Origin of the sequence: Pseudomonas viciae (assembly GCF_004786035.1) — a bacterium.
Taxonomy (GTDB): domain Bacteria; phylum Pseudomonadota; class Gammaproteobacteria; order Pseudomonadales; family Pseudomonadaceae; genus Aquipseudomonas; species Aquipseudomonas viciae.
Genome location: NZ_CP035088.1, coordinates 6,597,490 through 6,618,303 on the forward strand (window position 1 = coordinate 6,597,490; position 20,814 = coordinate 6,618,303).

A 20,814-nucleotide genomic window follows, 5' to 3' on the forward strand; every position below is an offset into this window, starting at 1 on the left:
TTGACTGACCGGCAGGCATTCCGCCTTCATCTTTTCCAGGCCTTTGCCAGGTTCGCCAGCGCGGTGCCAATCGCCGCTGGCGGCACAGCCGCAAACCCCAGCACCAGCCCGGCTCGCACTGGCGTCGTCGTAGTGGGCAACCAATAGCCACTCAAGCCATTGATTTCGACACCGGCATGGGTCGCTTGCGCTATGAGCTCGTATTCACGCTCGACGCTGTCCACCGGCACGGTGACATGCAGCCCGGCCACCACCGTGGGCATGGTGCCGACACCGGCAACCGCCTTCGGCCAGCCGGCCAGCAGCGCATCACGCCGGACCAGGGCGGCCCGACGCATGCGCCTGATGTGTCGCTGGAAATGCCCCGCTGCCATGAATTCGGCCATCACCGCTTGAGTACTGACTTCAGAGTGGCGCACATCCACGGCGCGGCGGCGGGCGAAGGCGCTCACCAGGCCAGGCGGCAAAACCAGATAACCCAGGCGCAGGGCCGGAAAAGCCACTTTGCCAAAGGTGCCAACGTAAAGCACACGGCCCTGGCGATCCAGCGCGGCCAATGGCGCCAACGGCGCGCCGCTGTAGCGGTATTCACCGTCGTAGTCATCCTCGACGATCCAGCCGTCGTTGCGCTCGGCCCAGGCCAGCAGTTCCAAGCGCCGTGCCAGGCTCATGACCACCCCGGTCGGGTACTGATGGGACGGGGTGACATAGGCCAGCCGACAGTGGCTCAACGTACCCAATGCCGTGCAATCGAGACCATCGCTATCAACCGATACGCCTCTCACCTCGGCACCGGCCACGGCAAACGCATGCCCGGCGGCGCGATAGCCGGGGTTTTCCACAGCGACGACATCGCCCGGGTCCACCAACAGCTGTGCACAAAGGCTGATGCCCTGCTGGGCACCGCTGGTGATCACAATTTGTTCAGCAGTGCAGTGCAGGCCTCGGGAGCTGCGCAGGTACGCCGCGATCAGGCCGCGCAAGCGTGCATCACCTTGAGAATCGCCATAACACAGCTGCTGCAGATCCGGCTTGCGCCAGAAAGCCGCATTCAGCTTGGCCCACACGTCAAAAGGAAACAGATCGAACGCAGGAATACCGACTCGAAACGCCCTCGGCGGGCCGCTGGGCGGCTGGACCAAATGATGCTTTTCAACCCGCTCCAAGGCGTCGCTGTGGATAACTTGGCTGGATGAAACCACAGGTAAATCCAGCCAATCTGTGGATAAGGCTGTGGATAAGTCTGTTGAAAACCCTGTGGACACTTTTGTGGATATGTTTTTGAGCGGTAACGCCGTCGCAGACAGCTTTGCCACATAAGTACCGTCACCGACCCGCCCCTCAATGAAGCCTTCGGCGTAGAGCTGATCGTAGGCCCGTACCACGCTGTTGCGGGAAATCGACAAGGCCGCCGCCAGATCGCGACTGGCCGGCAGGCGCGTACCGCTGGCCAACCGCCCGTCCAGCACCCGGGCACGCAACGCTTGGTACAGCTGACGACTGAGCCCCTGACGCCGATCCAGTTCGATGCCGGCGGGGTTGAATGACAGTGGCGGTACGGTGTTGTTCATGACGGCACCTGGAAAATGGACCTATCAAATTGGTCAGAAGTGGCTCTTACAACAGACCAATAGCCTGCCTAGGATGCTCGCATTCGCCAAGGAAAATCGTCATGTACAACCCTAAAGCCTTTGCCGTCGAAGACCTGCTCCAACTGCAACAGATGATGGTCGATTGCCGCCTGGCCGTATTGATCACTCACGGTGAACACGGCTTGCAAGCCAGTCATTTGCCGCTGTTGCTGGACACGCAACAAGGCCCCAACGGCAGCCTTTATGGGCACATGGCCCGGGCCAACCCACAATGGCGCGACCTGCAAGCCGGCGCCGAAGCCTTGGTGATCTTCGCCGGGGCCGACGCCTACGTCAGCCCGGACTTCTACCCTAGCAAGGCCGAACACGGCAAAGTCGTTCCAACCTGGAACTACCAGGCCGTACACGCCTACGGCACCGCCGAGGTGTTCAACGATCCTGAGCGCCTGCGCAACCTGGTCGGCGCCCTCACCGACCGCCACGAAAGCGGCCGCGCCTTGCCCTGGAGCATCGACGATGCTCCGGCCGAGTACATCGACAGCATGCTCAGGGCCATCGTTGGCTTCGCCCTGCCCATCCAGCGCCTGGAAGGCAAACGCAAGCTCAGCCAGAACCGCAGCCCGGTGGATGCCGCCGGGGTGCGCAACGGGCTCGCCGCCAGCCCTGATCCACAGGACCAGGCGCTTGCGTGCCTGATGCCTGAACAATTGTCCAAGGAGTGAACATGAACCAAGCCGAAATCCGCCTCGTCAGCGCAGACGATCACGCCGCCTGGCTGCCGTTGTGGCAAGCCTACCTGCGGTTCTACAACACCGAACTGCCAGACGCGGTCAGCCAAAGCACCTGGCAGCGCTTGCTCGACGACCGCGAGCCGACCCATGCTGCCCTCGCCTGGCACGGCGACACGGCGGTGGGCCTGGTGCATTTCATTTATCACCGATCGAACTGGAGCATTGAAAACTCCTGCTACCTGCAAGACCTGCTGGTGACGGAACACTGCCGTGGCACTGGCGTCGGTCGCCAACTCATCGAATTCGTCTACCGCACCGCCAAGGCCGACGGTTGCTGCAAAGTGCACTGGTTGACCCACGAAACCAACGCGACCGCGATCCAGCTCTACGAGCGCATTGCCGAACGCCCGGGTTTCATTCAATTTCGCAAAGCCCTGTAAGGAGCGCAGCATGTCGACTTCACTCGCCGATTGGAAAGGTGTCCCGGCACCGTCTACGCAGTTGATCGAAGGGCGTTTCATTCGCCTGGAAAAACTCGATCCGGCGCGTCACGCCGACGGTCTGTGGCAAGCGCTGGAAGGTCCCGGGGCCGACCCGAAACTCTGGGATTACTTGCCCTACGGGCCCTTCAAGGATCGCGGCGCTTTCGATGCCTGGCTGGAGAATCATGCGGCCAATGTCGACCCGTATTTCTTCAGCGTGATCGACCGCGCCAATGGCCAGGTGCAGGGCATCCTCAGCCTGATGTCCATCGTGCCGGCCCAGGGCCGCATCGAGATCGGCCACGTGACCTTCGGCGCGCCGATGCAGCGCTCGCCGAAAAGCACCGAGGCAATTTATCTGCTGGCCAAGGAGTCTTTCGCCCTGGGTTATCGCCGGCTGGAGTGGAAGTGCAACAACGCCAATGCCCGCTCCAAATACGCCGCCGAACGGCTGGGCTTCACGTTTGAAGGGGTGTTCCGCCAGCACATGGTGGTCAAGGGGCAGAATCGTGACACCGCGTGGTACTCGATGCTGGATTCGGAATGGCCGGCGATCGCCGCGGGGTTCGAGCGCTGGTTGAGTGAGGAGAACCAGAGCGCGGATGGGCAGGTGCTTGGGTTGGTGGAGTGTCGCTCGTAGGTTATCGGTGATGGGTCGTCCACTATCGCGAGCAAGCTCGCTCCCACAGGGGGCCAGGGGCGGCTGCAGGATCTGCGTTCGCCGCCAACCCCTTGTGGGAGCGGGCTTGCTCGCGATGGCGATTAAGCAGGCGACGAATTCGTCACCTGCCAACCGTCAAATCACTCCAATTTCGGCTTCATCTCACCAAACTGCTTGAGCGAGTCAGGGGTCACGCCTCGCCGCGCATACTGCCAGGCCCAGGCCGGGATGCTCAGATGACTTTCCAAGTACACGGCAAAATCCAGACGGCTATGCCCCAAGCGGTTAGTGGGGAAGTCAAAGTTGTAGAGATAGAGCTGGGCCCGACGCTGGCTGACGGAAAGCAGGTGTTGAACAATCCGATTCGCACGGGCTTCTTCTGCTCCCAGGCTGTCCCTTAATGCCAATCCAAAATCCAGTCCAGTACGCAGCGACCCCGGTCGTCCAAGCGCCTGCCGAATAGTCGCATCGCTAAAGTGCGGCCCAATCAGGTCAAGCCAGATCTGCATGGCGTAATCGGGGGGCAGGCGCATGAGGTTCCCCAATAAACCCGGGGTATTGAACAGGAGGGCCGCCCGGGCATTGGAAGGCGACTGCCCTGGAGGGCTGAACAGCTTTGCGACGGCAGGCACGTCTATGCTCTCGATGTTCTGCCGCGCTCCGCCCAGGAACCTCATGAACGCCGTCAGATTATCTTGATAAGTGATGATGCTTTGCAGGTTCCGATCATCGAACACCTGCATCCAGTCGAGGTCGATGCGCCCCGTACGCTCCAGTTCGCCATAACGGGCGTCTGCATACGCGGCGATGAGTTCAAAGCGCCTGTCGGAGAGCGCCGGATTACGGATCAACCTCGCGATCTCACTCACGGGCAACATGCCCCCGAGGTTGTGAATGATAACGGGGGATCTCAGGATAATATCGACCCGCCGCCGCAAAACAGGGAAACGCCCAAGGGCCGTTCTGAGTAAATCAACGGTCCGCTCGACCCTGTCGGCATACATGAACTGATCGAACAGCTCAGCATCGTCATCGACGAACCTGCCCCGAACACGCATCAGCAGGTCTTTTGCGTCATCCAAATCATTGCGATCCACGAGATGGGCACCGTCCAGCAGCTCTTCAATCGCATCCGCGTCCAGATGGCCGTGCAACTCTTCATCGTACCTGACATAGCCCAGGCTATTGCGGGGATGATGACCGAGCAACTGCCGGGCGGTGACCCCATACTCCAGCATGATATGAGCCACGTCTCTGGAAACCAGCAGGTACTTGTTATTGAGCAGTTGGAGGATGTTCTGATCATCGACCGGCCCCAGCAGGATGTCCTCGAACAGTCGCTGCATGGTGACTTTTTCCTGCGCGGAAAAAGGGGCGCTGGTGTTCGCCATCAGATTGGCCGGGGACCGGGGCGACACCAGGCGGCCAACTTCCTGCAGGATCTCGGGGGGTAACTTAGTCCCTGGCGCCTCAGTGATTGCCGTCCGAATAGTCCTTTTTACCTGCAGGTCCAGGTAATCCAAGGTCGGTTGGAACAAGCGATGCGGGTTGGGCGTGCCGTAAATGATCCGGGTAAGATCGAACACCGCCGAATTGTCCAGGAGATTGACCAGCGACGGCGCACTCTCGAAGAGCGCTTGCTGGATGTCGGAGACTGGGGGCGCCACATATTGACTCAACTCCGGATGTTGATCGACATGATCGGCTGCCGCATCACGCAGCCCCTGCATCGTGAACGTCTCCTGGGCCTGCCCTTCATTCAACCCCGCCGACAAGGTATTGAATAAGCAATCACCATCGGCCTCGAACTCCACTACGCGCTCACCCAAGAGCAAACTGTAATGGCTATGACCGGTTCGTCTCAAAACGACATCTGTGTCCGCTCTATCCGGATGCTCGGCCACCGGATAAATCGTTTCATGTTGCCCAGGGGTAAAACGTACCGACCAGGCACGTCCCGCGGATATTTCATCAATGATCAGCAAGCTGCGGTTTTGTGGCCAGATCGCCAGACGCGTCATGATTGACGGCACCAGGTCCATGATCCGATTGTTCCAAGTGCCCGGCGTGCGTATCGAATTGGAAACAGCGGAAACCGATAGGGCAGGCTTCTTTGAAGGGCCCGGTTGGGCAGGCGTATCCGCCGGGCGTTTGCCGCCGCCCCGGCCAAATCCCACGGCGCGCCACTCGCCATTGGGCAGCCGCGCCACCGTACTTCTCATCACCCCGACAGAGCGGATGTTCAATCCGGTAACAGGGTCCACCAGCGTGGCCTCGGTTGCGTTCAACTTCGTATGGTCATGCACCCGGAACACGGTGCCATCAGGTTGTCGCACATAGACCGGGCGAGCAATAACCCGGCCGGTGGCCATATCGCTGACTGTCGTGCGATAAAAGCCGCGTGCGTCCGCTGTCAGTCCTTGTATCACCGAGGTATCCGAAACGGCATAGGATCGGTAGACCGCCGCCTCCAACGGCAGCCCCGTCAGTGCCTCGTCCTGGGTTTGGCGAGCCGTCAGCGTCCGGAAAGAGGATTGGCCTCGTGGCGCAAGCGTCACGTTTCGGACCAGGCGCCAGCCTCCGTGGTTGGCCACGGTGTGCACGAATGCCAGGGTTTTCAGGTTCAGCGGGATAGAACCGGTCCTGGATATCAACAGGCCGGTCTTGATGATGCTCTTGAGCATCTGGAAACCGGGGGCCAGGAACATCGTCGCCAGTTCCAAGGCAATCTCGACCGCCACCTGTCCAAACCTGCCGAGCGTTTGATAATGAACATCCAGGTTGCTAGTGGAGCGATGGTCGGCATGCGCACTGTGGAAGTTGGCGTGCGCCCGGTGAAGGGCCTCCAGCAGATCGCCGCTGATCAACGTGCCACGAATCAGCGGGCGGCCGCCTCGCTGCCCCAGGGTACGTTTGATCTCTTCAGGATCGCTGGTGGCAATGCGCGAACGGAAATACGCCTGCCATTCCTCTCGTGGCAAAAGCCCTGCCACGCCATCGCTCAGATCGGCAAACTCATGGAAGTCGTCGCCCTCGGGGCTGTCTGGAAAATAAACGCCAACCGTTCCCTTGATGTCCGGCCCTTCCTGATCGGAAAAGATCAGCGGGCCATCGATGCTGAGCGCATTGCTCATCCTTCCATGCTGCTCTCCAGCGCCCACGCTACCGCCAAGCAGAAGACCATGGACATGCACCCGTCGCCCCAAGACCAGGGGGCGTGTCTGCGCCGTCGGTGAGCGCAGGACCGCATCCAGCCAGAGCGCGAGGCGCTTGCACGGCTTCGGTGGAGTACAGGCCGTATCGAGCACAGTACTCTTGAACACTTCATTGCCCCTGAGCGCGGCTTCGTAACCTTTGAATTTCATGTTGGCCAGATACGCCGTTTGCCAGGCCTTCTTGTAGTCCGGCTTGTTCATCTCCTTGCCGAGCAGGGTTTGGTAGCTTCCTCCGGCATCGATGCTCGTCACCATCCGGGCCAATTCGCGCCCGGTCAACGTGACGAAATAACCGTTGGCCGGATGCCGGATACGTTGCCCATCCTGGTCGACAACATAGACCGCCTGCACTTCCCGCAGGGCATTGGGGTACTGAGTCGGACGCAAGTTATCGAGCATCAACTGAGTCAAGCTGGAGGTACGGAACTGCCTTGAGCTGGCACTTTCCCCGAAGGAAAACGTGACCAGGCACTTGTCCGGATCTGGATCGATGCCCGGGTGCACCGTTTGTTGAAGGTAGTGTTTGACCTTCTGGCGGGTGAACTGCCACAGCGTCTGGACATCGCGGGCACCCAGTTCATAGGCCGCTTCCAAGACCTGTTTTTCCAAGTTGCGATAGGTCGATTGCTCCGAACCAGCCGCGCGCTTGTAGAAATCCGGGCGACTGTTTTCAACCAGGACTTCCTGACGGACAGCCAGCGGGCCGGCAAGCGACAACATGGGTAAATCCAGCGCATCTTCAACATTCAGCGCAAAGGCCGCCAAAGCGACCGTCTCGTTTTGCGGAGCATTCAGATACGTTTCCAGGGCGGTGCCTTGGATCTGCAGCAGGTCATCTGCCGCCACTTCAAAAACATGTCCGGACAATTCAGAGGAAATATCCCGGATCGTGCGTTTCTGCCCGTCGTAGGTAGGGCTTACTTGATTGACCAACGCCTGGAAAGAATGGAAGCGCTGTATGCCCCCTTCCAAGGAGTAGAGAAACAATGAAGGTTGATCCGTGCGTTTGATCACCATTGCAGCGGGCCATTTCTGCACGGTCGCGCTGCCCATATCGAGCATGACGGCGTAGACATGGGGAATGGGCGTTCGCAACAAGCGGTTTCTGTCCGCCATGCCCGGATGGGTCGTGATGAGGTCCAACAGGCGATCTTCTTCACCCTGCTGGCTTCGTTCACTTTGGGTTAACGCAATGCCTGAATCCCGATCGGCCTTGTACAGGTCGAAAAGGTGCAGGAATCGTCGGGACAACAAATGAGCGAGGGCCGCTTCAGCGGTAGACGGGGTTGAGGTCTCGAGCGAGTCGCCCCAGTGCTTGTTACGGCGAAAGGTGATGAAATCGTCACGAAACTGACGTTTCAGGCTGTCATTGGTTGTGGGTTGGGCGATATAGAAGACCGCCTCCATGGCCGCCAGGACTTTCCTGTCCACCGGGCTGGCAAATACGCTGTCCGCCTCTTCCACGGCATCCGGACGGGTGAAGAACCCCACGCCACCGACCGAGTACGTCGGCGGTGTGTCCGTCGCCAGACAGCTCAATAGAACATCGGTAAAACTCTGCGAGGCGATCAATGAACGTCCGCCGACGGCGTCGATACGGAAGTGGTTCACATACCAATGATCCGGATCGATATGCTCAAGCAGTGATGGGCGAAATTTCGTCTCGGCGATCTTTATCTTGAGCTTGCCGATCAGCAGGCTCTTGAGCACCGAGTCGAACGTGGGCAGGCCGGCGAACAAACGCGCCAGTTTCACCTGATTGCTGTCCAGCAGTGCCAACTGCCGAACTTGTTCTTTGCCACGGACACTGAGCAGATTGCCTTGGGCATCCACCTCGGTGACAACGGGCTGGCCCGTGCCCTGGTAGCCGGGGGCAATGCCCGTTTGCAACTGCTGCAAGACGTCTGGCGAAAGGGCTTTACCGTTGACCCGCAGCGACGAGAAGTCCAGGGACATATGGCTTCGATGTGGATAAATCCAGCCCTCACGTGGCGAATGGCCGGAGGGATAGACCCGGCTTTGGTGGGCGATCAAAAAGCCTTGTGTCACGGCGTCACGCAACGGCACCGATGTGCGCTGACTGATCGCGGCCGACTCTTCGGTCTCGACCTCTTGATAAGTGACCATCACTGGCGCGTCGCCAACAAGGCCCCACTGGCCCAGCCATTGATCGGCAAAGGCATGCGGTTGGAATCGAAGACCGTTGGATAACAGGGTGAGGGGTTTCAAGGGCACGACAGAAGGCGCGCCATGTTCATGTTCAGAGAAGACCGTCATTTAAGTGTCCCGGTTGTGATCAGGGCTGGGACCCTATCGCGCCGTTCGAGCGCAAATGACATACATATGTATAGCGGAGGCTAGAGGACTCGGGGAAAAGCGTAAGCCCGAATTTCAGCGAGTGCTGTGGCGAGGGGATTTATCCCCGTGGGCTGCGCAGCGGCCCCAAGGATTTTGTGGTTGCTGCGCAACCGAGCGGGAGCAAGCTCCCTCGCCACAGGAGTATTTCACATCAAGATTCAGATCAGCTTTTGCGCCAACACCGCAATATGCTCCGGCCCGATCCCGCAGCAGCCACCCAGATGACTGGCTCCACGCTGCTGCCAATCCGCCGCCCACTGCAGGTAGCCCGGTGGATCGAGGTCTTCGCGCAGCGGGTCCAGGCCGTCGTTGGCCGTCGCTTCCTTCGGTTGCGGCGGGAAGGCGTTGGCGTAGGCACCGATGTGGATCTTCACCCCCAGGCGCTCGAAGGTTTCCCGCGCGGCATCAATCGCCGCGCCGATCACTTCCGGCTGGCTGCAGTTGAACAGCAGCACTTCGACACCCAGCTCGGCCGCGACCACCGCAGCGTCCGCCACCGGTTCACCGGAACGCAGGCGCGGCACTTCATCGGTGTCTTCATCTTTCAAGGTAAACGACAGCCAGAACGGCTTGCCGTCCTTGGGCAGCCCGGCGTGAATCGCCCGCGCTTCGACCGTCGAGCTTTGGGTTTCGGCCAGCCACAGATCGACATGGGGCGCCAGGCCGGTCACCAATGGCGCGAGCAATTCACTGGCGCGGGAAGCGTCGAACAGATCCGGACGATAGGAACCGAACAACGGCGGCAGCGACCCGGCAACCCGTACCGCTTTGCCTGAAGCTTGCACCGCCCGCCGCGCCAGCTCTCCCGCCAGCGCGGCCAGGGCCTGGCCTTCTGCAGCGAAGCGCGCTTCACCAATGTGAAACGGCACTACGGCGTAGCTGTTGCTGGTGATTACATGGGCGCCGCTGGCGATGTAGGCTGCATGCACGGCCTCTACGGCCTGAGGCGCTTCGCTCAAGGCCAGGGCCGACCACTCGGGCTGTCGGAACGGCGCGCCCCGGCGTTGCAGTTCGCGGCCCATGCCGCCATCGAGAATGACTGTCGTTGCTGAGCCCATATGCGATTCACTCATAAGCTTATGAAAAATACTCACTACCGGAGTTGTTCTTATAACTATTTAATACGCACCAATCGGCTAACTACAACTTATTTTTCTACCAGGGACTTCACGTGAAACTACAACCATTGCTGGCCCTGGGCCTGACCCTGCTGGCCGCTTCGTCGCAAGCCTTCGCCGGCACCACCCTGGATCGCATCGAACAGAAAAAAGAACTGGTCGGTGTGTTGATGGAAAGCTACCCGCCCTTCTCGTTCCTGAACGATCAGAACCAGCTCGACGGTTTTGACGTAGATGTCGCCAAAGCGGTCGCTGAAAAGCTGGGCGTGAAGCTGCGCCTGGAAACACCGTCCTGGGACGTGATCGCTGCCGGGCACTGGAGCGGACGCTATGACATCTGCATCTGCTCCATGACGCCGAGCAAGGCGCGCGCCGAAGTGTTCGATTTCCCGGTGCAGTATTACGCCTCGCCAGCGGTGATCGTGGTCAACGCCAAGGACGATAGCATCCACGGCGCCAAAGACCTGAGCGGCAAGAAAGTCGGCCTCACCAGCGCCTCCAGCTACGAGAGTTACCTGAACAAGAACCTGGTGATCGAAGGCGCTGAAGACACCCGCCTGAGCTATCCCTTCGAGAACGTGCAGATCGCCCCGTACGACACCGACAACGTAGCGTTCCAGGACCTTGGCCTGGGCGCCGGGGTGCGTTTGGATGCGGTGCTGACCAACCTGGTGACCGCGCAGCCGCGCCTGACCGAAGACAAGCGCTTCAAACTGGCGGGCGAGGCGCTCTATTCCGAACCGAACTCGGTGGCCATCGAAAAGGGCGACGCCCAGTGGAACGCCAAGGTGCGTGAAGTCTTCGCGCAGTTGAAACAGGACGGCACCTTGAGCAAACTCTCGCAGAAATGGATCGGCGCCGACATCACCCAATGACCTCTTTTCCGTCTCCGTCTCGGCCACCGCACCCGGTGGCTGAGTCGCGTCTGCAAAAAATCTTCGGCTTTCGCACCCGGCTGTACCTGACCTGGGCGGCGATGCTGGTGCTGTTCGCGAGTTTCTTCCTGAGCTTCGACCTGAAGTTCTCCATCATCCTCGACAAACTGCCGAACCTGCTCGGCATGCACCTGGCCCCCAACGGCTTTCTGCAAGGCGCGGTGCTGACGCTGTTTCTGTGCCTGTGCTCCATCGTCGCGTCGTCATTGCTGGGCTTCATCACCGCCCTGGCGCGGCTGTCCAACAGCGCGGTGGCGTTCGGCATCGCCAGCTTCTACGCATCGTTCTTTCGCGGCACGCCGCTGCTGATCCAGATCCTGCTGATCTACCTGGGCCTGCCACAACTGGGCGTGGTCCCGGGCGCCATCGCCGCCGGGATCATCGCCCTGTCACTGAACTACGGCGCCTACCTGAGCGAAATCTTCCGCGCCGGCATCCTCGGCGTCCCCCACGGCCAGCGCGAAGCCTCGCTGGCGCTGGGCTTGAGCGAAACCGTGATCTTCTGGCGCGTCACCCTGCCCCAGGCCATGCGCACCATCATCCCGCCGACCACCAACCAGTTCATCTCGATGCTCAAGGACTCCTCACTGATCTCGGTGATGGGCGTCTGGGAAGTGATGTTCCTGGCGCAATCCTACGGTCGTTCCAGCTATCGCTATATCGAGATGCTGACGACGGCGGCGATCATTTACTGGTTGATGTCCATTGCGCTGGAGCTGATTCAGGCGCGGATGGAGCGGCATTATGGGAAGGCGTATCTCAAGCGCAGCTGACAGGACAGATCCGAAGAAGTTGTAGGGCGAAGCTTCAGGTCGTGGAAGCCAACGCGACGATGTCTGGATCGCAACACGACCAGCCTACAGATTTCATCTGCTGTGTCTTGCCCAAGGCGTGGCGTTAGCTGGCATCGTGGCCTGGGGTGGAATTTTTAAAGTGCGGACTCCTTTCAAGAGAGGCCGCATTCGATGTCTATTCAACACTTTTACCCACCCCAACACCTTGCCCTGGCAGTCGCCTTGGCGCTTGGTTGCGTCGATGTTTCGATGGCTCAGCAACCAGCCGAGATCCCCACAACCGCCGAGCAACAAGAGCGCCTCAAGGCCTTCTCCGACGCTGCGGACACCAAGCAGCAAAATGCCAACACTTCCCGCAAAGGCGACGCGAAATGGACTGGCAAAAATGACTTGGTCATCATCAGCGGAAATGGAAAATTCCCCGGAATCATTGATGGCGGCGGTGGAAAAAACGTTCTGCGACTTGATGCCGCCAAACATCCAATATTGGCTGAAACCCGCAACTTCATAGCTTTGCAGGTTGCCACAGGCGAATGGCAGCACACCGGGAGTTTCGCTGGCTGGGGAGTGATCGAGCCGGACACCACGTTGATCAACACTGGCCGAATCGACGGACAGCTAGGGGTTCTCGGCAAGCTGGATAACAAGGGAGTGGTGCCCAATCGTGTAATTGTCGAGCCAGGCGCCCACATGATGAACTCAGGAATGGCCGGTCACGTGGAAGTGCGTGAGAAGGCCAGCTTCAGCGGCAATGGGACAGTGGAGCTCTTGAGTGTCGCGGGCCAGTTGGAAGTCGGTCCCGAAATGGGCGCACCCTCCATTACCAAGGATTTCTCGTTGGCGGAGACTGCCGAGCTGATCTACGGGGTTAATGCAGATGGCGGTAGCTCCACGATCAACGTTGAAGGCACCGCGTTCCTGAACAACGCGACGCTGACAGTTGCCGGCGTGCCAGGCGAATACATTGAGGCGCGCGAGCACACCGTCATCCGTGCGAGGACGATCGAAGGAGCGTTCGGCACGGTTTCCAGCAAGCTTGCATTCATGACGGCGACGCTGACCCCCACCGATACGCAAGTCAGCCTGACTTATGCCCGCAACGATGTCCCACTCAAGGAAGCAGCCACTTCCGATAACGGGCGAGCATTTACGGCCAGTATCGAAGAGCCGCTACCGGCCAAACCAGCCGAACCCATTGATGTCCCCCCCGTCGCACAGGCACTTGCAGCCAACCCAAAAACCGAGGCCCCAACAAACGAGCCCGCTGAACCGCCAGAAATCACCCGTGCCGCATCAAAACCCGTCGGCCAATTGCACGCTGCCAAGCCAGAAACAAAACCCAACAAAGCCATCAACGTCCTGCTCGGCAGCGATATGACTAGCGCCGCCGACGCCAGCAAAACGAAGGTCGTAGACACCTCACACAAACCCGCCGAGCCACCAGAAATCCCCGGTGCCGCATCAAAACCCCTCGGCCAATTGCAAGCCTCCAAGCCAGCCGCGAAACCTAACAAAGCCATCAACGCCCTGCTCGGCACCAACATGGCGACCGCCGCCGATGCCATCGACCAACTAAGCGGCTACAACACGGCGGACCTGGGCAATGCCACCTTGAGCAGCGTCACGCCAATCGGCACCGGCATGCTCTCAGCCATGGGCCAGAAAAACCCGGAGAACGTACATACCGACGGCCAAGTCTGGGTGCAGGCCATCGGCAACAGCGGGCGCATCGGGAAGCAATTGGGCAGCTATGCCCTGAAGCATTCGACCAAAGGTCTGATGCTGGGGACCGATTGGGCTGTCAGCCCTGATTGGCGTCTGGGGATAATCGGCAGCAAGACCCAGACACGGCTGGACAGTCACCGCTTCGATGGCCGACTCGACAGTTGGCATGTGGGCGCCTACGCCGTGCGCCAGGACGGACCGCTGGCGCTGCGCCTGGGCGCCGTTCACGGCAATCATGACGGCAGTACCAAGCGCCAGGTGGCCTTTAACGGTTTCAGCGATCGCCTCAAGGGGCGGTACGATGCCAACACGCAGCAGGTCTTTGGGCAAATCGGCTACAACCTGGACGTCGGTCATGTCGATATCGAGCCTTATCTCCAACTGGGCTACCAACGCTACCAACGTGATCGCTACACAGAGAAAGGTGGCGACGCGGCGCTGCGATTCAATGGCCAAACCCAGGACAACTACAACAGCAACGTGGGCCTACGCCTCGACCGGGCCTTCCCTCTTGATCAAGGTATGCAACTGACTCCCCGCTTGAATCTCGGTTGGAAACACCTATACGGCAAGACCCGGGGCACGTCCCGCCAGCGCCTGGCCGGCGCAGGCAACACGTATACCGTCGAAGGCGTCGAACTGGACCGTGACAGCCTGCTCTTTGAAACAGGGCTGGACCTGGCTGTTTCGTCTCGGCACACATTGGGGGTGAGCTATAAAGGCGAAACCGGTCAGGACAACCGCAACAGTGCTCTGATGGGTCAATGGCGAATGATGTTCTGACCATTTGGCGGGCAAAAAAAAAGGGGAGCACATGCCCCCCCGAGGTTAAAAGGTTGTATCGAGGCTGTTAACTCAGCCTTCGATCTCGATCAGGATCTCGCCCGGATTGACCCGGTCGCCCTTGGCCACATGAATAGCGGTGACCTTGCCGGCGATGGCCGCCTGCACTTCGGTTTCCATCTTCATGGCTTCGGTGATGAGCACCGCTTGGCCGGCCTTCACCACGTCGCCCTCCTTGACCAGCACATCAACGATGTTGCCCGGCATGGTGGTGCTGACGTGGCCCGGCGCAGTGGCTTGCTTGCGCTTGCTGCTGCCGCCGCCGACAAATTCATTGAGCGGTTCGAACACGACCTCTTCGGGCATGCCGTCGATGGACAGGTAGAAGTGACGCTTGCCTTCGGCCTTGACGCCCACACCGGTGATATCAACGCGGTAGGTTTCGCCGTGAACGTCGATGACGAACTCGGTCGGCACACCTTCGCCGCCCGCCGAGCTCACACTGCCCGCCTCAGGAATTGGCAACAGCACTTCTGGCGTCAGGGTGCCGGCTTCGCGTTCTTCGAGGAACTTGCGCCCGATGTCCGGGAACATGGCGTAGGTCAGTACGTCTTCTTCGGATTTGGCCAGCGCGCCGATCTCGCCGCGCAGCTTGGTCATTTCCGGCTTGAGCAGGTCAGCCGGACGCACGTCGATCACGTCTTCGCTGCCGATGGCCTGACGGCGCAGCTTCTCATTGACCAAACCCGGCGCCTTGCCGTAGCCGCCCTGCAAGTAGAGCTTCACTTCATTGGTGATGGTCTTGTAGCGCTCGCCGGCCAACACGTTGAAAAACGCCTGGGTACCGACGATCTGCGAGGTCGGGGTCACCAACGGCGGGAAGCCGAGGTCTTCGCGCACTCGCGGAATTTCCGCCAGCACTTCGTTCATCCGGTTCAGCGCACCCTGCTCTTTCAACTGGTTGGCCAGGTTGGAAATCATCCCGCCCGGTACCTGGTTGACCTGGACCCGGGTGTCCACCGCGGTGAACTCGCTTTCGAACTGGTGGTACTTTTTGCGCACGGCATAGAAATACAGGCCGATTTCCTGGAGCAATTCCAGATTCAGGCCGGTGTCGAACTCGCTGCCCTTGAGGGCCGCGACCATCGATTCGGTGCCCGGATGGCTGGTGCCCCAGGCGAAGCTGGAGATGGCGGTATCGATGTGATCGGCGCCGTTTTCGATCGCCTTGAGCTGGCACATCGCGGCCAGGCCGGCGGTGTCATGGGAATGGATGAATACCGGCAACGACTGCTCGGTCTTCAGTGCCTTCACCAGCTCGCCAGTGGCGTATGGGGTCAGCAGGCCGGCCATGTCCTTGATCGCCACTGAGTCGCAACCCATGGCTTCCATCTGTTTGGCTTGGGCCACGAAAGCTTCAATGGTGTGCACCGGGCTGGTGGTGTAGGCGATGGTGCCCTGGGCGTGCTTGCCAGCGGCCTTTACCGCTTCGATGGCAACCCGCAGGTTACGCACGTCGTTCATCGCATCGAAAATACGGAACACATCAATGCCGTTGACCGCAGCCTTGGCCACGAACGCCTTGACCACGTCATCGCTGTAATGGCGATAGCCCAGCAGGTTCTGGCCGCGCAGCAGCATTTGCAGGCGGGTGTTGGGCAGCGCCGCACGCAGTTGGCGCAGGCGTTCCCACGGGTCTTCCTTCAGGAAGCGCACGCAGGCATCGAACGTCGCGCCGCCCCAGACTTCCAGCGACCAATAGCCGACTTTGTCGAGCTTGTCGCAAATCGGCAGCATGTCTTCGGTGCGCATGCGGGTGGCAAGCAGCGATTGGTGGGCGTCGCGCAGGATTGTGTCGGTAACAAAGATCTTCTTGGACATGGTCATACTTCCTTACAGGCCTGCGTGGGCGGCAATGGCGGCGGCGATGGCCAGGGCCAGCTCTTCGGGTTTGCGCTTGATCGAGTAGTTGGTCAGTTCAGGATGGCTTTCGACGAAGCTGGTATTGAACTGGCCGCTGCGAAATTCCGGATTGCGCAGGATCTCCTGGTAATACGCGGCGGTGGTCTTGACCCCTTGCAGGCGCATGTCGTCCAAAGCCCGCAAGCCACGGTCCATGGCTTCTTCCCATGTCAACGCCCAGACCACCAGTTTCAGGCACATCGAATCGTAGAACGGTGGAATGGTGTAGCCGGTGTAGATCGCCGTATCGGTGCGCACGCCCGGGCCGCCAGGGGCGTAGTAGCGGGTGATCTTGCCGAAGCTGGGCAGGAAGTTGTTTTTCGGGTCCTCGGCGTTGATCCGAAATTGCAACGCAAAACCACGGTGCAGAATGTCTTCCTGCTTGACCGACAGCGGCAGCCCGGAGGCGATGCGGATCTGTTCGCGGACAATGTCGATACCGGTGATTTCTTCGGTGATGGTGTGTTCCACCTGCACCCGGGTGTTCATCTCCATGAAGTACACCTCGCCCTCGGCGAGCAGGAACTCCACGGTGCCGGCGTTCTCGTAGCCCACCGCCTTGGCGGCGCGCACCGACAAATCGCCGATGTAGGCGCGTTGCTCGGGTGTCAGTTGCGGGCTGGGGGCGATTTCGATCAGCTTCTGGTTGCGCCGCTGGATCGAGCAGTCACGCTCGAACAGATGCACCACGTTACCGAAGCTGTCACCGAGGATCTGCGCCTCAATGTGCTTGGGATTGACGATGCATTTTTCCAGGAACACTTCCGCCGAGCCGAACGCCTTGGTCGCTTCGGAGATGACCCGCGGGAAGGCCTGTTCGAGTTCTTCACGGCTGTTGCAGCGACGGATACCACGACCGCCGCCACCGGAGGTGGCCTTGAGCATCACCGGATAACCAATGCGGTCACCTTCGGTCAGGGCTTCTTCGATGCCCGACACGTTGCCTTCGGTACCTGGCGTAACCGGCACACCGGCCTTGATCATGCTGCGGCGTGCTTCGGTCTTGTCGCCCATGCGGCGAATGACTTCCGCCGACGGGCCAATGAATTTGATTCCGCGTTCGGCACAGATGTCTGCCAGCTCGGCATTTTCCGAAAGGAAGCCGTAACCGGGGTGCAATGCATCGCAGCCGGTTTCCACCGCCAGGTTCACCAGTTTTCGCGGGTTGAGATAGCCGGCCAGCGGATCGGCGCCGATGCTGTGGGCCTCGTCCGCACGCTTGACATGCAAGGCATGGCGGTCAGCGTCGGAATAGACCGCGACCGAGCGAATGCCCATCTCGGCGCACGCGCGCACGATTCGAACGGCAATCTCACCACGGTTGGCGATCAGGATCTTTGTTATCAATTGGAGGTTCCCTTGAGCCGGTGGTACCACGACCTGGTGTCCAGGCCGACGCGTGACCAGATGTAACAATTGGTCGCAGCTCCACACTAGTCCTGGCTGGGGATTAACAAAAATGAATATTTATTGGGTCGTGCATAAGTAAAGACTTATAGTTGCGCTACCCGCTTCGCTCTCGAGTGTTTAGACAATGCGTAAGTCATTGATGCGTATGACATTGCGTCAATTGCAGATTTTCAACGAGGTGTGCGACCTGAGGTCCTACAGCCGTGCAGCTGACGAAATGTCTCTCACACAACCGGCCGTTAGCCTACAGATTCGATCCCTTGAAGAGCTGATTGGCCAGCCACTGTTCGAATACGTTGGCAAAAAACTCTACATGACCGAAGCCGCCGAAGCGCTGCAACGCGCCAGCCGGGACATCTTCGGGCGCCTGGAAAACCTCGACATGCAGCTCTCGGACATGCAGGGTTCGCTGCAAGGGCAGCTCAAGCTTGCAGTGGAGTCCAGCGCCAAGTATTTCGTGCCGCACCTGTTCGCCGCGTTCAAGCGCCAACATCCGGAGGTCAACCTCAACCTCACGGTGGTCAATCGCGGGCAGGTCATTCGACGACTTTCGGACAACCGTGATGACCTGGTCATCATGTCCATGGTGCCTCAGGACATGGGGCTGGAGTTCTTGCCGTTTCTCAACAATCCGATCGTAGCCGTGGCACCGCCCGATCATCCGCTGTGCCATATGGGCCCGCTGCGCCTGCAGGATCTGGAGCCGTATACGCTGCTGCTGCGCGAACCAGGGTCAGGCACGCGGCAGGCCTGTGAGGAGTATTTCAAGGAGAAACGGGTGCACTTTACCCAGACACTGGAAGTGGCATCGGCCGAGGCCCAACGCGAATGCGTGGTGGCCGGGCTGGGCGTGGCGCTGTTGACGCGCCACGCCGTGAGCCGGGAGCTGTCGTCCGGCGCACTCATCGAGTTGCCGGTGGAGGAACTGCCGCTGTACCGCAGTTGGTGCCTGGTACAGGCCCGAGCAAAACGCTTGTCACCGGTGGCTCATGCCTTCCTGGCATTCGTTCGCGGTGAACGCGCTCAGATCATTGGCCTGGTTGAGCGTTTCGACGGGAAGCCGCCGGCGATGCCTGCCAGTAGTTGAACTCTGCCGCGTCGGGGAATTCGCTGATTTCTGCCAGGAGCTGACGCTGCTCGTAGCGGTCTTCGATCGCACGACGAAACGCCATGCGGCGCTGGTCTTCCTGCTGACGACGGGTTTTGACGGCGCTGCGTTCTTCGTAGGACTGGGTCATGTCGAGTCTCCCAAGACGTATACGGGAGCTTTACGATGAAGGCATGCGATGACGGTTTGGCGGCGCGAGCGTTACAGAACGATGAATTCGCAAATGCCCCCTGTAGCGAGGAGCAAGCTCCCTCGCCACAAAAGCCCTCGACCTCAGGACTTGGGCATCAGTCGTCCAACGCTTTTACCGACTTGGGCGACAGCCGCAGGCTACGAAGGCTGCGCTTCACGCTCTTGAGATGGTTGACCAGGCTCGGGCCGCGCGCCATGGCGACGCCCATCGCCAGCACATCGATCACCACCAGGTGCGCGATGCGCGAGGTCAGCGGCGTGTAGATTTCGGTGTCTTCATGTACGTCGATGGCCAGGTTAACCGTCGAGAGCTCGGCCAATGGCGTCTGGCTTGGGCACAAGGTAATCAGCGAGGCACCGCTTTCGCGCACCAGGTTGGCGGTGATCAACAAGTCTTTGGAACGCCCCGATTGGGAGATGCAGATCGCCACATCGGTGGGCTTCAACGTCACCGCCGACATCGCCTGCATGTGCGGGTCGGAATAGGCCGCTGCCGTGAGCAGCAAGCGGAAAAACTTGTGCTGGGCATCGGCCGCCACCGCGCCCGAAGCACCGAAGCCATAGAATTCGACACGCTGGGCCTGGGACATCGCCGTGACGGCTTTTTGCAACGCCACCGGATCAAGCTTCTCGCGCACCTCCATCAGCGTGTGCAAGGTCGTGTCGAAGATTTTCAGGCTGTAATCCGCGACCGAGTCGTCCTCATGGATCGCAAACTGGCCAAAGCTTGCACCGGCCGCAAGGCTTTGCGCCAACTTGAGTTTCAGGTCCTGGAAACCTGAACAACCGATGGCCCGGCAGAAACGCACGATGGTCGGTTCGCTGATGCCGACGCTGTGGGCAAGGTCAGCCATGGAGCTGTGCATCACGGCCGCAGGATCAAGCAATACGTGATCGGCGACTTTCAGCTCCGACTTGCGCAGCAGGTGGCGTGACTGGGCGATGTGTTGCAACAGGTTCAAGGGACTGGACTCTTGTTATTGGCAGCTGCCGGGATGTAGCAAGCTTGTAGTTATACTACAAGAATCGGCTCTTTGCCCGCCCCAATACGTAACCGAATCAGCTTGCCACCCCTTGTTTTCGCGGAGAGCGCTTCATGTAGCCATCCGGGCCGGCTGTGACAAGGGAGAAAACTCACTCATCCCTGGACCGGGCACTCCTTCGCCCCCCCTTATCTTCCGAAAACGGCTGACGAGTCAGATAGCTTGCGCGTATAAAAATAAATACAAACCCGCCCTATATATTTCCCCACAGCGACTCAGTTTCATGACGCACTTACAACAGACCATGCACACATACGCTTTCAAATTCTCACTATTTATCTCTTTCCCAAGCGGCAGCACATACTTATATTGGCGACGCAGGACGCAACTTACTATCCACTACAGGAGTTATCTAACATGGCTATTAATACCAAAGACTGGACAGCCCAAATCGACCGTATGCCCGGCGCAGCTTCTTTCCGCGCCTCTGGAACGGTAGAGGTATCGAACAGTGGCATCACACCAAAGCTGGTCCTGAGTGAAAAACAGGATAAATCCTTCGATCTGCGCCTGGATTTGGTACTCGAACAAAGTGAAGAAGTTTCGCTACAAGTGATCACGCACAAACATGTCGAGTATAAAGTTCTCGGTGATTCTAACGTAACCGGCGTCAGCATCTTCTTCGAAGATGAACTCGTTCATCATATTGATGAAGTCATCATCACGCATTAATACATAATAAGCTTCCCGTCGGAGCGACACCGG

The 20,814-nt window shown here is 59.5% G+C and carries 16 protein-coding genes; 8 read left to right on the forward strand and 8 right to left on the reverse strand.

Going from position 1 to position 20,814, the window contains the following annotated elements; translation table 11 throughout:
• Window positions 1-26 precede the first annotated feature (26 nt).
• A complete protein-coding gene (pdxR, locus tag EPZ47_RS29540) occupies window positions 27-1,571 on the reverse strand; it encodes a MocR-like pyridoxine biosynthesis transcription factor PdxR (protein WP_135847866.1) in 1,545 nt (514 codons plus the stop codon).
• A 101-nt stretch (window positions 1,572-1,672) separates the two neighbouring features.
• Here pdxR and EPZ47_RS29545 point away from each other — a divergent pair, with 101 nt between their 5' ends.
• Genes EPZ47_RS29545 through EPZ47_RS29555 form a run of 3 tightly spaced genes read left to right on the forward strand, consistent with a single transcriptional unit; the run spans window position 1,673 to window position 3,445 of the window.
• Window positions 1,673-2,314: an FMN-binding negative transcriptional regulator gene (locus EPZ47_RS29545; protein ID WP_135847867.1), complete on the forward strand. Its 642-nt coding sequence runs from the start codon at window positions 1,673-1,675 to the stop codon at window positions 2,312-2,314.
• A gap of 2 nt (window positions 2,315-2,316) precedes the next feature.
• A complete protein-coding gene (locus tag EPZ47_RS29550) occupies window positions 2,317-2,763 on the forward strand; it encodes a GNAT family N-acetyltransferase (protein ID WP_135847868.1) in 447 nt (148 codons plus the stop codon).
• Between the two features lie 10 nt (window positions 2,764-2,773).
• Entirely contained in the window at window positions 2,774-3,445 is a 672-nt protein-coding gene (locus tag EPZ47_RS29555; protein WP_135847869.1) for a GNAT family N-acetyltransferase, read from the forward strand.
• A gap of 161 nt (window positions 3,446-3,606) precedes the next feature.
• On the opposite strand, the gene EPZ47_RS29560 is transcribed toward EPZ47_RS29555, so the two are convergent.
• Together EPZ47_RS29560 and EPZ47_RS29565 are read right to left on the reverse strand one after the other, a co-directional pair.
• Window positions 3,607-8,958 carry a dermonecrotic toxin domain-containing protein gene (locus EPZ47_RS29560; RefSeq protein WP_135847870.1) on the reverse strand — a complete coding sequence of 1,784 codons (5,352 nt, stop codon included), beginning with the start codon at window positions 8,956-8,958 and terminating at the stop codon, window positions 3,607-3,609.
• 239 nt (window positions 8,959-9,197) lie between these two features.
• On the reverse strand, window positions 9,198-10,097 hold the full coding sequence (locus tag EPZ47_RS29565; RefSeq protein ID WP_135847871.1) for a homocysteine S-methyltransferase family protein: 900 nt from the start codon (window positions 10,095-10,097) through the stop codon (window positions 9,198-9,200).
• 113 nt (window positions 10,098-10,210) lie between these two features.
• Here EPZ47_RS29565 and EPZ47_RS29570 point away from each other — a divergent pair, with 113 nt between their 5' ends.
• Window positions 10,211-11,032 carry an ABC transporter substrate-binding protein gene (locus EPZ47_RS29570; RefSeq protein WP_135847872.1) on the forward strand — a complete coding sequence of 274 codons (822 nt, stop codon included), beginning with the start codon at window positions 10,211-10,213 and terminating at the stop codon, window positions 11,030-11,032.
• Window positions 11,029-11,865, forward strand: a complete 837-nt coding sequence (locus EPZ47_RS29575; protein ID WP_135847873.1) for an amino acid ABC transporter permease — start codon at window positions 11,029-11,031, stop codon at window positions 11,863-11,865. The genes EPZ47_RS29570 and EPZ47_RS29575 overlap by 4 nt, the downstream gene beginning before the upstream one ends.
• 93 nt (window positions 11,866-11,958) lie before the next feature.
• Here the strand turns inward: EPZ47_RS29575 and EPZ47_RS29580 are convergent, their stop codons facing one another.
• A complete protein-coding gene (locus EPZ47_RS29580) occupies window positions 11,959-12,429 on the reverse strand; it encodes a hypothetical protein (protein WP_135847874.1) in 471 nt (156 codons plus the stop codon).
• Window positions 12,430-12,576: 147 nt separating this feature from the next.
• Between EPZ47_RS29580 and EPZ47_RS30560 the strand changes: the two genes are divergently transcribed.
• Complete coding sequence (locus EPZ47_RS30560; RefSeq protein WP_238346698.1) at window positions 12,577-14,394, forward strand: autotransporter domain-containing protein; 1,818 nt, start codon at window positions 12,577-12,579, stop codon at window positions 14,392-14,394.
• A 72-nt stretch (window positions 14,395-14,466) separates the two neighbouring features.
• Here the strand turns inward: EPZ47_RS30560 and oadA are convergent, their stop codons facing one another.
• Together oadA and EPZ47_RS29595 are read right to left on the reverse strand one after the other, a co-directional pair.
• The gene (gene oadA, locus EPZ47_RS29590) at window positions 14,467-16,275 is read right to left on the reverse strand and encodes a sodium-extruding oxaloacetate decarboxylase subunit alpha (protein WP_135847875.1); all 1,809 of its coding nucleotides are present in this window, start codon (window positions 16,273-16,275) and stop codon (window positions 14,467-14,469) included.
• Between the two features lie 12 nt (window positions 16,276-16,287).
• Complete coding sequence (locus EPZ47_RS29595) at window positions 16,288-17,703, reverse strand: acetyl-CoA carboxylase biotin carboxylase subunit (RefSeq protein WP_025216234.1); 1,416 nt, start codon at window positions 17,701-17,703, stop codon at window positions 16,288-16,290.
• 187 nt (window positions 17,704-17,890) lie between these two features.
• Here EPZ47_RS29595 and EPZ47_RS29600 point away from each other — a divergent pair, with 187 nt between their 5' ends.
• A complete protein-coding gene (locus EPZ47_RS29600) occupies window positions 17,891-18,853 on the forward strand; it encodes a LysR family transcriptional regulator (protein ID WP_135847876.1) in 963 nt (320 codons plus the stop codon).
• Here EPZ47_RS29600 and EPZ47_RS29605 read toward each other — a convergent pair.
• A complete protein-coding gene (locus EPZ47_RS29605) occupies window positions 18,795-19,004 on the reverse strand; it encodes a PA3496 family putative envelope integrity protein (RefSeq protein WP_135847877.1) in 210 nt (69 codons plus the stop codon). The two genes, EPZ47_RS29600 and EPZ47_RS29605, sit on opposite strands and share 59 nt — an antisense overlap.
• Window positions 19,005-19,161: 157 nt before the next feature.
• On the reverse strand, window positions 19,162-20,028 hold the full coding sequence (gene hexR, locus EPZ47_RS29610; protein WP_003187110.1) for a transcriptional regulator HexR: 867 nt from the start codon (window positions 20,026-20,028) through the stop codon (window positions 19,162-19,164).
• Between the two features lie 438 nt (window positions 20,029-20,466).
• Between hexR and EPZ47_RS29615 the strand changes: the two genes are divergently transcribed.
• Window positions 20,467-20,781 carry a hypothetical protein gene (locus tag EPZ47_RS29615; RefSeq protein WP_135847878.1) on the forward strand — a complete coding sequence of 105 codons (315 nt, stop codon included), beginning with the start codon at window positions 20,467-20,469 and terminating at the stop codon, window positions 20,779-20,781.
• Window positions 20,782-20,814 lie beyond the last annotated feature (33 nt).